The organism is Alistipes sp. AM16-43 (genome assembly GCF_003435745.1).
Classification (GTDB): Bacteria; Bacteroidota; Bacteroidia; order Bacteroidales; family Rikenellaceae; genus Alistipes; species Alistipes onderdonkii.
Genome location: NZ_QTUQ01000004.1, coordinates 112968 through 126492 on the forward strand (window position 1 = coordinate 112968; position 13525 = coordinate 126492).

General features: G+C 56.7%; 7 protein-coding genes. 6 read left to right on the plus strand and 1 reads right to left on the minus strand.

Annotated features, from left to right (window positions below):
- The first annotated feature begins 4 nt into the window (after positions 1 to 4).
- Positions 5 to 1318, plus strand: coding sequence for a TolC family protein (locus DW189_RS09010; protein WP_022333904.1), 1314 nt, complete (start codon positions 5 to 7; stop codon positions 1316 to 1318).
- Positions 1319 to 1556: 238 nt separating this feature from the next.
- Here DW189_RS09010 and DW189_RS09015 read toward each other — a convergent pair whose 3' ends face one another.
- A complete protein-coding gene (locus DW189_RS09015) occupies positions 1557 to 3596 on the minus strand; it encodes a DUF6259 domain-containing protein (RefSeq protein WP_232045440.1) in 2040 nt (679 codons plus the stop codon).
- Positions 3597 to 4606: 1010 nt separating this feature from the next.
- On the opposite strand from DW189_RS09015, the gene DW189_RS09020 reads away from it, so the two are divergent.
- The 5 genes from DW189_RS09020 to DW189_RS09040 all read left to right on the plus strand — a co-directional run bounded on the left by DW189_RS09020 (position 4607) and on the right by DW189_RS09040 (position 13521).
- Positions 4607 to 7585, plus strand: a complete 2979-nt coding sequence (locus DW189_RS09020) for a SusC/RagA family TonB-linked outer membrane protein (RefSeq protein ID WP_141417821.1) — start codon at positions 4607 to 4609, stop codon at positions 7583 to 7585.
- A 13-nt stretch (positions 7586 to 7598) separates the two neighbouring features.
- The gene (locus DW189_RS09025) at positions 7599 to 9542 is read left to right on the plus strand and encodes a RagB/SusD family nutrient uptake outer membrane protein (RefSeq protein ID WP_117507662.1); all 1944 of its coding nucleotides are present in this window, start codon (positions 7599 to 7601) and stop codon (positions 9540 to 9542) included.
- Positions 9543 to 9557: 15 nt separating this feature from the next.
- Positions 9558 to 10952, plus strand: coding sequence for a DUF1735 domain-containing protein (locus DW189_RS09030; RefSeq protein ID WP_022333908.1), 1395 nt, complete (start codon positions 9558 to 9560; stop codon positions 10950 to 10952).
- A gap of 93 nt (positions 10953 to 11045) precedes the next feature.
- Positions 11046 to 12245: a DUF4855 domain-containing protein gene (locus tag DW189_RS09035; protein ID WP_117507666.1), complete on the plus strand. Its 1200-nt coding sequence runs from the start codon at positions 11046 to 11048 to the stop codon at positions 12243 to 12245.
- A 67-nt stretch (positions 12246 to 12312) separates the two neighbouring features.
- Positions 12313 to 13521: a DUF4855 domain-containing protein gene (locus DW189_RS09040; protein WP_232045433.1), complete on the plus strand. Its 1209-nt coding sequence runs from the start codon at positions 12313 to 12315 to the stop codon at positions 13519 to 13521.
- The last annotated feature ends 4 nt before the right edge of the window (positions 13522 to 13525 follow it).

Sequence of the window (13525 nt, forward strand, 5' to 3'; positions counted from 1 at the left end):
CCCAATGAAACGAGTGATTTTATCGGCCCTGGCCGCGGGGATTTTCGCAACGGCGGCGGCACAGGAGGAGCTGACCCTCCGCAAGTGCCTGGAAATAGGGTTGGAAAACAACTACGACATACGCATCGTGCGCAATGAGGAGCGCATCAGCGACAACAATGCCACGGCGGCAAATGCCGGCATGGTGCCGACGATCGACTTCGAGGCGGGTTATTCGGGGGCGCTGGACAACGAGCGCACCACACCGCGCGAAGGGGACGCATGGTCGGACAACGGCATCTACGACCAGACGTTCAACGCCGGGATCAACCTCAACTGGACGATTTTCGACGGATTCCGCATCCGCACCAACTACAAAAAGCTCAAAGAGATGCAGGAGATGGGCACTGTCCGCACCCGCATCACGATCGAGGACTTCGTAGCCAGCCTGACGGCCGAATACTACAATTATGTCCAGCAAACGCTGCGCCTGCAGAATTTCCGCTATGCCGTGGCGCTTTCGCGCGAGCGGCTGCGCATCACCGAAGCGCGGGTCAGCGTCGGCAATTTCTCGCGCCTCGACCTGTTGCAGGCACGCGTGGACTTCAATGCCGACAGTTCGAAATACATGTCCCAGCAGGAGCTGGTTTCGGCTTCGCGCATCCGCATCAACGAACTGCTGGCCAACAAGGACGTCAACGAAATGCTCTGCATCCGCGACTCGGTGATCGAGGTCAACGGCGAGCTCAAATGGGAGGAGCTGCTGGCGCAGACGCTCGACACGAATGCCTCGCTGCTGCTGGCAGGGCATGACAATGTGCTGGCCGAACTCGACCTGAAAACCGTGCAGGCGCGCAACTACCCCTACCTGAACCTGACGACGGGATACGGTTACACCTACAACCGTTTCGGGAACGGGACGACCCGGTCGCGCGGAACGCTGGGACTGAACGCCGGGGTGAAACTCGGCATCACGATCTTCGACGGCAACCGCCGCCGGGAGCAGCGCAACGCCCGCATCGACGTGGAAAATGCGCAGCTCACGCGCGAAAGGCTCGAGCAGTCGCTGCGTGCCAACCTGTCGAACTTCTGGCAGGCCTACCGCAACAACCTCGAGGTGATCCAACTGGAAAAGGAGAACCTGATCGCCGCCAAGGAGAACTACGAGATCGCCATGGAACGTTACCTGCTGGGCGACCTGCCGGGCATCGAGATGCGCGAAGCGCAGAAGAGCCTGCTCGATGCCGAAGAGCGCATCCTCACGGCCAAATACAATACGAAGGTTTGTGAAATATCGTTGCAGCAGATCAGCGGCAACGTCATGACTTACATGGAATAAACCCGCGGTTCTCTGCTCGTCCCGGGCATCGGGGAACGCGCCGCGAGGAAATCACGGAACAGCCGCCTGTAATTCCCGCAGACAGGGATATACTCCTTGCGAAGACGATGCGGTTGCGGTCGATCACGCGGATTCCGGCGGGCAAGCCCCCCTGCAAAACAAGGGTGCCCGGCGTGCGTTACGCCGGGCACCCTCTCCTACCCAACCTGTCCGGGCCCTGCCCGGACATCGTTACCCGTTACAAATCAATACGCTTGCAGGACGCACCCGCCACCTCGAAGGGCTTGTCCACGCCGGGTAACGAAACCTTATGTTTTTTTTCATCCATATTGACAACGATATAGACCTTGCGGCCGTCCGGCTTCCGCCACTCGGCGGCCAGCACCGACGCGTCATCGCCGAACCCGGGGATCTTCACGATGGGATTGTCGCCCGCCGGGGTGAGCTCGCGGATGAAGAGGCCGCCGTACACGACATCGTGCAGGCTGCGGCGGAAATCCATGAGCGTCTTCATGAAACGCGCCTCGCTGACGGCCTGTTCCGACATCAGCGGGACGGGGTCGACCCACCCGATCTGCGAACCCCACAACAATGCCTTCGCCAGTTCGTAACGGAAGTCGCCCAGCGACATCTTATCCGCCTCGCTCGGCGTATAGGTGAAGGCGCTGGTGACGGCACGGTCGGAATAGACCATCGGGAACACCGGCCGGATGATGCAGTTGTCCTCCTCATGGGGCGTATTGACGACCAGCAGCATGTCGAACAGGTCGATATAGCACTCGGCATTCTCCTCGCTGGTCAGGATCCTGTCCTCGAGCAGGTGGTGTGCGCGGATCTCGCCGATAAGCCTGCGGTAGCCGTCGTACCAGAAATCGCCGCCCCCGACCGGGTGGCCGTGCGCCTCGTTCCAACAGGGTTCGGGCGCGGCGGCAGCGATCTGGTCGATATAGATTCCGTTCACCCCGATCGCGTGTTGCAGGCTGTCCACCAGCCCGATGATCTTCCGGTGCCAGATATCCGTCGAGGGGCAGGTCACCGTATTGAGGACTTTCGACGTGGGGTAAATCTCGGTATAGAGCGACCCGTCGGGTTTACGGCACGACGCGTCGTAACCGCGGTCGCGCTTATAGCTGTCGGCCGCCGGATCCCAGAGCCGGCCGTTGATATAGGGCGTCACACGCGCCCCCAAAGACTGGGCGCTCCGCACCATCCCTGCGAAACGCTCCTGTGCGGGCAGGTAATCGGGATAGTGGGTATCGTAGGGGTAATGATGCCAGAAATACCAGTGCACCCCCAGCCCTTGCCCGAAATACCGGGCGGCACGCCGGACGGCATCGTACGTCCGGTCGGTCACATGCTTGGCACGCACCCACGCGTCGGCATCGTAACACCACTGCGGGATATTGCGCAAGGCGAGCGGCTTACGACCCCACTCGGTCGTGAAGGTAAACGGACGGTACCACCTGACAACGGCATCTTCCCAACCCTTCGGCGTGAAACCCGTGACCGAGATCCACGGCAGGCGGAACGTCCCGTCCGCGATCCACCCGGCCGAGGCGGGGATGGCATCGCTGAACGCAACCGTCGTCGGCGTACACTGCGCCGAATAGGTCTTTCCGCAGCCGCGGCGGTCTTCCGTCCCGTAATAGAACGCACCCTCGGCATTGTGTACCACGAGGAACTGCATGGCGGAGGCATGCGACGGGTAACGGGCTTCGAACGTGGCGATGTCGAGCGGCTTCTCGACGCCCCAGCCTTCGGTGGTGATGATCCTGCCGTCTTCGGGGCGTTCGATCACGACATTGGGGAATTTCAGATCCGTGACCAGCCACCCGGCGGGCAGGTCGGCCTCTATGTTCCATTGCAGCAGCTCGCCGCCGTCGGGAAGCGTCACGTACATCCGCACGGGATATTTCACCGGCGAGTAGTCCAGCGTCAGCTCCCACGTGAACACCAAAGTTTTGGCATGGGCGTCATCGCGCACCTGCACCCCACGGTAAACGGCATGTTCGGGTTTCAACTCCGGGTTTTCTCCCTGGGAACCTTTGTATATCAGGATCCACGGCGTTTCGTTCTTGCCTGCCGCGACGACCTGTTTCCCGTTGAGCACCAGTTTCTCGATGTCGAAGCTTCCGCTCCCGCTGAAAACGGCCTCGACCGCACCGTTCGACAGGGTGTAGTCCTCGCCTGTACGGCTTGCGGCCGTTTTATCCTGTGCGAATATTTGCGTGTGTAGCAGGAGGCCCGCCACCAGCATACAACAATTTTTAATCATCATTTATTCCGGGTATTTTATTGAATTTTCAACTCAGCGCAGTTCCATGCGGTACGGCCGGCGTAGCCGGATGCGGGCATAAACGGCAAATATAATATACATAGGTATACCTTGTTAGCCGGTAAGCCCGAAAGTTTACAGGACAAAAATAAGCAAAAATATTTTACTTACAAGCCCAGGAACAGTAAAAAACTTTTCAAATCATTGAAGCGGCAAAAATCAGGGCATGCAATTATTATCCGTCAGGAACAATTCGGGAACAAGCGAAATATAAAAATATAAAATATTGTATTACACAATCTTAAGAACAAAGACCAGCCTAAGCCAGTGCCCAGAAGCCAAGTGCCTGATAAAAAGGATATTAGTTTTTCAAAAAAAATCACGGTTCGAAAGCAAGGAACAAAATATTGATAATCAATAAATTATATATACAAATTCGCCAACAGGCAAATCGCACCGCACCGCATTAAAGTAAAAAAACTTATCAAAAATAGTAATGATAATAATTTTATTGTTATATTTGTTACCGGATAATGAATACTTTTAACTGAATTTCACAGAAAAGAAAGTACCACACAGGCCGTATGTTGTCGTGTATCAAGTTCTTTCGGCATTGACGGCCGTATCGGCAGACGAATTATAAAACCGACTAATTATTCACCATACCTAAAAACTAAAACATGCCTATGGTAAAACAGACGAGACCCGAACTATTGACTTCCTGAAAACACTAATCCAAAGTGCTTCTAGCCAAGCAAGGATCAATCCAACACGTACGGGCCTGCGGCGCCCGACCGACGCCCGAACCGTACAAATCTACATTAAGTAATTATAAATGAGGAAATATGACAATGACTATACAAAAGCTCTTTTGTAAAATAATGCTCCGGTCATTCGTGTTGATACTGGGGCTTATATCGGTTACGGAATTGAGCGCAAATCCCGAATTTGTGTATTCCGCAAGCAGCCTGGAATCGTCTGTTACCGCCCCGCAAGGGGGGGGGAACGTCAAGATGACCGGACGCGTCCTGGACGAGACCAAGGCGGGTGTACCGGGAGCCACCGTGATCGTCAAGGGCAGTACCCGCGGTGTCATCACGGGTAATGACGGTACTTTCTCGATCGACGTGAAGCCGACCGATGTAATCGAGATTTCGTACCTGGGTTATGAAACCCAGAGCATTCCCGTCGGAACGAAGACCAACATCGTGACCGAGCTGGTGCGCAAGGTTTCCGAACTGGAGGCGGTAACCGTAGTCGCATACGGTAAACAGCGCAAGGAGAGTATCATCGGCGCCATCAACACCATCGACGCCGGCGAACTGGAAGTGGCAAGCGGCTCGCTCTCCTCGAACCTCGCCGGCAAACTGGCGGGTATCGTCGTAATGCAGCGTACGGGCGAACCCGGATCGAGCGCCGAGTTCTGGATCCGCGGACAGAGTACGTTCGGTGCCAAAACCACCCCGCTGGTGCTCGTCGACGGTATCGAGCGCGACATGGACTTTGTCGACGCGGACGACATCGCCACGTTCTCCATCCTGAAGGACGCAACGGCGACCGCCCTCTACGGTGTGCGCGGTGCGAATGGCATCATCCTGATCACCACCAAACGAGGCACCGAAATGACGGCGCCCCAGATCCGCGTCAAGGCCGAATTCGGCATTACGCAGCCTGTCCAGCTGCCCGAGCTGGCGAACGCTTCGCAGTGGATCGACTACTACAACGAACTCTACCGCGACAGCGGCAGCACCGAGATGCCGATTTCGGACTATGCCCGCCAGATGTACCTGAGCGGCCGCGACCCCGACCTCTATCCGAACGTCGACTGGGTCAACACCATCTTCAAGGACTTGGCCATGACCGGGCGCGTACACGCGAGCGTCACGGGTGGCTCCCCGAAAATCCGTTACTACGTTTCGGCATCCTACTACACGGAAGGCGGTATGTTCAATGTCGCGGACAATGACCGTTACGATGCCCAGATGAACTTCAACAAGTACAGCTTCCGCTCGAACATCGACATCGACATTACCAAGTCGACGCAGCTGGGTCTTTCGCTGTCTACGCAGTATACCACCAAGAACGCGCCATGTACGAGCACGAACGACCTGTACGCCTATACGATGTACGTAACCCCCGTGGCTACGCCGACCGTATATTCCAACGGCATGCTGGCGATCCCGCAGGAGTCGGGCTCGGTCAACCCCTACAACATGCTGAACAACACCGGATACAGACGTTACAACACCATGGTGGCGCAATCCCTGTTGTCGCTTACGCAGGATTTCTCGGACATCATTACCCCCGGACTGAAAGCCAATGTGAAATTCGCATGGGACGCCCAGAATGCGACCCTCCTGGAGCGGGCAATGTCCCCGGTAACCTACTACGCCACCGGGCGCGATGAAAACGGCGAACTGATGCTGACCGCTGCCAATCCCAACGGCAGTAACTATATGAAGCTCGCAACATCGGACTCCTCGGGTACGACGGCCATCAATTTCGAGGGCTCGCTTATCTATGAGCGCCTCTTCGCGGAAGACCACCGCGTAAGCGGCATGTTCCTCTACTCGGTACGCAGCAAATCCAAGAACAGGCCGCTCAATTACATCGACGCCTACCCGACTAAGAACATGGGTATCGCCGGACGTTTCACCTATGCCTTCCGCGACAAGTATTTCGCCGAGTTCAACTTCGGTTACAACGGTTCGGAGAATTTCGCTCCCGGCAAGCGCTACGGCTTCTTCCCCTCCTACGCCGTAGGATACATGATCAGCAACGAAAAATTCTGGGAGCCGCTGCGCGACAAGATCAACATCCTGAAGATCCGCGCCTCGTACGGTAAGATCGGTAACGACGAAATCGGCGGAAGCCGCCGCTTCGCCTACAACACGACCATGAACACCAATGCCGGCGGGTTCACTTTCGGTGACATGGGACAAACCTACCTGCCCGGCTATTCGACCGGCGAGTACGGCAATCCCGACGTTGCCTGGGAAGAGGCTACGAAGGCCGACGTCGGTATCGAACTGGGGCTGTTCAACAAGATCAAGATCCAGGCGGACTATTTCTATGAGAAACGCGAAGGCATCTTCATCCAGCGCGAATCCACCCCGTCGGTGGTCGGCACGAAAACGGCGCAGTGGGTCAACCTCGGCCGCATGAAGAACCAGGGTTTCGACATGTCGCTCGAATTCGACCACAGCTTCAACAAGGATTTCAGCATATCGGCACGCGGTAACTTCACCTACAACCGCAACAAGAAACTCTACGACGACAAACCCGACCAGATCTGGAAATACCAGAACCTCGCCGGCTTTGCCAACAACCAGCAGTTCGGCCTGATTGCCGAAGGACTGTTCGAGTCGGAAGAGGATATCGCCAACTGGCCCAAGCAGGATTTCGGTACCGTACGCCCGGGTGACATCAAGTACCGCGACGTCAACGGCGACGGCGTGGTCAACACCTTCGACAAGGTGGCCATCGGCTATACGCTCGTACCGGAGATCAACTACGGTTTCGGCGCCAGCCTCAAATGGAAAGGCATCGACGTATCGGTATTCTTCTCGGGCGTGGGCCACGTGACCCGCATCATCCAGGGCCAGAACCTCTTCGGCGCTTCGTCGACGATCCTCCGCATGGGACAGATTTTCGAGGATGTGGCCAAGAACCGCTGGACGCTCGACAACCAGAATCCCAACGCACCCTACCCCCGTCTGTCGCTCAACAAGGTGGACAACAACCAGCAACTTTCGACCTACTGGCAGCGCGACATGAGTTTCCTGCGTCTGAAAGACGCGGAGATCGGCTATACACTCCCCGAAAGCATGACCAAGAAATGGGGCCTGTCCAAGATCAGGTTCTATATCCAGGGAAAGAACCTGGTTACATTCAGCGATTTCAAGCTCTGGGATCCTGAGGTAAATGCGAATTACGGTAATGTATACCCCCTTATACGTACCTTTGCAATCGGTGCAAACGTCAACTTCTAAAAAAGGATAAGCTATGAAAAAAATACGAATATTCGCAACCGCCCTCTTACTGGCCTTTACGCTGTCCTCCTGCGAGTCGTTCTTCGACGTGGAACTGGACGACCAGGCCAAGATCGAGGATATTTTCCGGCAAAAAACCGAAGTCCAGAAATACCTGAGCCACCTTTACTCCTACATTCCCCAGGAAGAAGAGGTCGTAGGCATGCACGGCTGGACGGTAGGACGCTCCGACGAAGCGCTCTTCTCGTGGTACCAGTGGGTCTACTACACCCAGTTCAGAACCGGTAATTACAGTAGCGCCACGACCAACTTCAATTACTGGCCGGATTACTACATCGGCATCAACCAGTGCTCCATCTTCCTGAAATATATCGACCTCGACAAGGAAGACACCCCGACGACAGTTGCCTATATGAAGGCCGAGGCCCGCTTCCTGCGCGCCTACTACTACTTCCTGCTGTTCCGCCAATACGGCCCGGTATTCATCTGGGGCGACCAGATCGCCGACGAGACGATCGACGCCAAGAGCGTAGACCGCCACACCGTACAGCAGAACATCGACTTCATGGTCGGGGAGCTCGACGCAATCAAGAACGACCTGCCGGTACGCACCGACGACATCGGTATCGACGGCAAACAGTGGGCCGGCCGTGTTACGCGCGGTGCAGCCCTGGCGCTGAAATCGCGCATACTGCTTTACGCAGCATCGCCGTTATACAACGGGTGCGACCTTTACAAAGGCCAGATGCAGAACATTCGCGGGGAATTCCTCTTCCCGCAGAGCAAAGACGAGACCAAATGGGAGGCAGCCGCACAGGCAGCCTGGGATGTGATCGAGTTGGCTGAGACCGGTTTGTACGATCTCTACAAGGATACGGAACAGACCGATGAGTTCACGCGTTACATGTCCTCTTATCAGGGCGTAAGGCTGAAGCCCTGGAACAAGGAGACCATCTGGGGCTGGTGGAGCCGCTCGGGCGGTTATTCGTGGCTTGGCGGCACCGGAGGTCTGCTGGCATGCGCCATGCCCGGCATGACAAGCGGCGGCGCATCGGGTGTCGTTTACCAGGGATACGGCGGTATCCAACCTTCGCTGAAATTGGTAGACAGCTATCCCATGTACACGACCGGACGCTATCCCGTGACAGGCTACCAGGGTGAGAACGACATGTCGAAACCCATCGTCGACCCGCAATCGGGTTATCAGGCCACCGGCTTCACCGAAGGGTACAAACAGCCCGGTATCGACTGGGGCGACGGCATCAAGGCCCACAACAGTTGTATCAACCGCGATCCCCGTTATTACGCCTGCCTCGTACCCAACGGTTTCTGGTGGCCCAACAAGACGGAGAATATCAAGTTCACCTGCTACAACAACGATGCTTGCACCAATAAGTGGAATGCTGGTGAAGGCGGCGGTATCACCCGCGTAGGCTATGTATGGCGCCGTTTGCTCGAAACCAACAAGTCGCTGCGCGAAGCCAAGGATTACACTTCGATGCAAACGGTTTATCCGGCCTTCCGCCTGGCGGAAATCTATCTCAACTACGCCGAGGCCTGCAACGAAAAGCCCCAGCGCGACGAGACCGCAGCGCTCGAATACCTGAACAAGGTGCGCGAACGTGTCGGACTGAAAAAGATCGAGGTCGCTTACCCCGAAATCAAAGGGAACAAGGAGCTGCTCCGCTGGTGCATCCAGAAAGAACGCATGGTAGAGTTCGGACTGGAAGCGATGCGCCACTACGACGCCTGCCGCTGGATGATCGCCAAGGAAGAATACCCGAGCGAGAACTGGACGCTGCACGTAAGCGCCACCACGTACGAAGAGTCCTACGAACGCGTACACACCGACTACGTCGGCGCCCCGGCCGTATTCCGCGACAAGGACTATCTCCACCCGATCAATGCGGCACAGATGGCCGAAATGACCAATATGACCCAGAATTACGGACATTAATAAATGCTCGAACCTATGAAAATAAATATGTGGAAACTGTTGATTGCAGGACTGTTTGCTTCGGCCGCTCTGGCCGGCTGCGAGGACAATCGCAACAACTTCATGGTAGACGATACGCTCTCATTCGTCAATGAGGAACAATATGCAGGCGTATCGGTTTATAATGGGAAATACGAATTCGCCATACTGAAAAACGGCAAGGGGCAGCAAAGCGCCAAAGCGCTCCTCAGCGTCTCGGAAACTGCCCTGGCCGAGTACAACGCGGCCAACGGCACCAACTACGCGGTGCTGCCGGCGAATTGTTACAAACTCTCCTCTTCGACGATCGGGTTCTCGGATGGCGACACCCGTAAATTCGTTGAGGTTACGTGGGATGACGCAGCCATCTTCGCCCTCGGCGAGGGTACGGAGTATGCCATTCCGCTTGAGCTCACCACGGTCAACGACGCGCTGGCCGTCGACGCGAACCGCAATGTGAAGATCATCAACCCCAAGCGCGCTTCGATCGGCATGGAGAAGGAACTGGCAACACCGTTCCACCCCACCGCTACGCACGAGGAGATTACCTTCGACGGCAACATCGTGCTCGACAATGCCATCACGACAATGGATCTGACGGTGAACTACGCGATCGACAACAGCCTCGTGGAGGCCTACAACCAGGCCAACGGGACGAACTACCTGGCCGCGCCCGAAGGATTCGCCAGGCTCGACGCCGCCAGCTCGCAGATCGCAGCAGGCGAGACGACGGCCAAGTTCTCGGGCAAGATCAACTCCGACAAGCTGTTCACGGGCAGCAACCTCGATATCGTGGGCGACCTGCTCGTGCCGGTGCGCATCACCTCCGCGTCGCTGGACGGTATCACCGTCACCACCGAGGTCATGTATGTCCCCTTCTCGATGGACAAGGAACTGAAGGGCCCGTGGAAATTACTCGAAGGCGAGGATAACTGCTATGCAAAAGACCCGAACAACGGCGGGGCCGCATGGATCATGCAGTATACAGCCGACAAACTGTTCGATGGGGAAATTACCGCCGGCCACGAATGGATATCCTGGTTCGCCACTCAAATCGAATTCCCGATAACGTTCGTCGTGGATATGGGACAGCGGCAGGTGTTCACGAAGTTCCGGATCAGCGATTACTCGACCCACCAGGGTAACTACCGGGATTATGAGATCTACACGGCCGAAGAGTATAGCGGTGCAAGCACCCAGTGGAATCTGGTAGCCAGCGGTAAGCGTGATTTCAACTGGACAGGTGTGCCGACGCCCTATGACTATGCAGTCCAGAAAACGATCGCAGGCCGTTACCTGAAATTCGTGATTGTCAAACCCGAATACGCCCAAACCGGAGACTATCTGTATGGCCGCGGTAAACTGGCTGACGTACAGGGTCTGGGATTCTAACGACAGATGTTGAATAATTAATCCCGTTGTGAGTTCATTCTCTTTCACAACGGGATTAATTTTAATTTTACGAATTACGACTTACCGACTACGATGCTCAAATTCCTGAAAAATATCGTTCCGTTCGCAGCGGCCGCAGGATGCCTGCTTCTCGCGGGCGGTTGTTCCCGGACTATGTACCCGCAGGGGCAGCACCGCAGAGACCTGCAAACCCCCACGGATGCCGTGTTATGTTACGGCGGCAGCCACCACCGAACCCCTTTCCTGTGGGATAAGGAGCGGCTGGCACCCTATGTCACCTATGTCGATAAAGAGGGCACAGAGCACTGGCTCTTCGACGGGTTCATCTTCCTGGAATTCCAGGACACGAACCGCCCCGACGCAGAACTCTACGCCTTCGAGACGGGGCATCTGCGTGACACGGGCGAATCGGCCGGCAAAGCGCAATGGCAGGAGCTGATCGACTATTATTTCACGGACGGCAACGGGGTCGAGGCCCTCGAAGAGGCCGTGAAGGAGGCCGCCGCGCGGTTGGGCAAAGCCCCGCAGAAGCGCAAGGTCATCATGGTACTCCCCGACCCGGTGATTCACCGGCACTATATCGACACGACGTCGAGTACGACCTATTGGGGAGCATTGGACGGGCGGCAGTTGGATTTCAGCAGGAACGAAGACCGCATAGCCGCCTGCAAATGGTATATCGACCGGGTACGGGAGCGGTTCGCCCGGGGCAACTACGAACACGTCGAGCTGGCGGGATTCTACTGGCTGCGCGAGATCGTCACCCGGCCGGTGGACACGCAGTACAGCTACCACCTGACCCGCTCGGACATCATGCTCCCGCATATCGCCGACTACCTCCACAAGCTGGATTATACGTTCAGCTGGATACCCTACTACGGCTCGCGCGGGTACGACGTATGGCAGCAGTTCGGGTTCGACCAGGTCTACCTGCAACCCAACTATTACTGGAAGCCGCAGAACGACATGGATGAGGTTTGCAGACAGATCGACAGCCTGGGCATCGGCATGGAAATAGAGTTCGAACCCACGCTGCTCAACGCACGCGAAGGCAGCGGAACATTCCGCAAGCGGCTGCGCGACTACATCGACTACGCCAAACGACGCAACATCTACGGCAAACGGCCGTTCGCATATTACCACGGCACCAACGGGTTCTACGACCTCCACGCTTCGGACGACGAGGCCGACCGGGAGTTGTTCGACGAACTTTGCCAGTTCATCATAAACAATCCGTTACGGGCACAACGACCGACAACGGACAGGAAATAACCCATAAACGGATATATTGACCCCGGACGGAAGAGACTGCTCCGGGGTCGGATAAAAACGACAAGACATGACTCGCAGACTTTTTACAGTAGCAATTGCAGTGGTAACAGCCTTGGTTTTCACGCTCCCGACCGGCACCGCAGGCCCGAAGGACAAGCTGTACCCGTGGGAGAAGAAACACAAGAGTCCGGCGACCACGACCGATGCCGTATTATGCTACGGTGCCAGCCATCACCGCAACCCCTTCCTGTGGGACAAGGGGCGCTTCGCCCCCTATGTCACCTACGTCGACCCCGACGGGAAGGAACAATGGCTATTCGACGGCTTCATCTTCCTGGAATCGCAGGATGTCGACCGCCCCGACAGCGGCGCCTACTCGTTTATGACGGGCGTGCTGCGCGACACGGGCGTATCGGCCGGCAAGGAGCAGTGGCAGGAGCTGATCGACTACTATTTCACAAAGGGCAACTGTGTCGACGCCCTGGAACAGGCCGGCAAGGAGGCCACCGCACGGTTGGGCAAAGCGCCCTGCAAACGCCGCGTGATCATGATGCTCCCCGATCCGATCATCCACCGACACTACATCGACACGACCACCACGACCACCTACTGGGGAGAACTCGGCGGGCGCCGGTTGGATTTCAACAGCAACGAAGACCGCGTAGCGGCCTGCAGGTGGTACATCGACCAGGTGCGGGCACGGTTCGCCCAGGGCGATTACAAATACATCGACCTGGCCGGGTTCTACTGGATCCGCGAGATCGCCGCCCAGCCGCACGACACGGAGTACAGCTACCACCTGACCCGTTCGGACATCCTGCTCCCCGAGATCGCCGACTACCTCCACCGGCTCAACTACACGTTCAGCTGGATTCCGTTCTACGACGCCCGCGGCCATGACGACTGGCGCAAATTCGGCTTCGACCAGGTCTACATGCAGCCCAACCACTACTGGAAGCCGGAAAACGACCTGGATTCCGCCTGCATGAAGATCAACCGTGCCGGGACGAGCATCGAGTTCGAATTCGAGGCTTCGATCCTCAGCGCGGATCCGCACAGCGACATATACCGGGCACGGATGCGCAAATACATGGAATACGCAAAGAAACACGGCATCTACGGCACCCGCCCGCTGGCCTATTACCAGGGGAGTAATGCCCTCTACGACCTCTCGGTCTCCACGGACGAAACGGACAGGGAGTTCTTCCACGAATTCTGCAGTTTCGTCGTAAACAACCCGGTACGGACGCAACACTCCGGAAAGGGAAACAAATAAAAAA

What these genes read in the sequence shown, in the direction of transcription:
- DW189_RS09010 (WP_022333904.1), top strand. Translation starts at nt 5, where the DNA reads ATGAAACGAGTGATTTTATCGGCCCTGGCCGCGGGGATTTTCGCAACG.
- DW189_RS09015 (WP_232045440.1), bottom strand. Translation starts at nt 3,596, where the DNA reads ATGATGATTAAAAATTGTTGTATGCTGGTGGCGGGCCTCCTGCTACAC.
- DW189_RS09020 (WP_141417821.1), top strand. Translation starts at nt 4,607, where the DNA reads ATGACCGGACGCGTCCTGGACGAGACCAAGGCGGGTGTACCGGGAGCC.
- DW189_RS09025 (WP_117507662.1), top strand. Translation starts at nt 7,599, where the DNA reads ATGAAAAAAATACGAATATTCGCAACCGCCCTCTTACTGGCCTTTACG.
- DW189_RS09030 (WP_022333908.1), top strand. Translation starts at nt 9,558, where the DNA reads ATGAAAATAAATATGTGGAAACTGTTGATTGCAGGACTGTTTGCTTCG.
- DW189_RS09035 (WP_117507666.1), top strand. Translation starts at nt 11,046, where the DNA reads ATGCTCAAATTCCTGAAAAATATCGTTCCGTTCGCAGCGGCCGCAGGA.
- DW189_RS09040 (WP_232045433.1), top strand. Translation starts at nt 12,313, where the DNA reads ATGACTCGCAGACTTTTTACAGTAGCAATTGCAGTGGTAACAGCCTTG.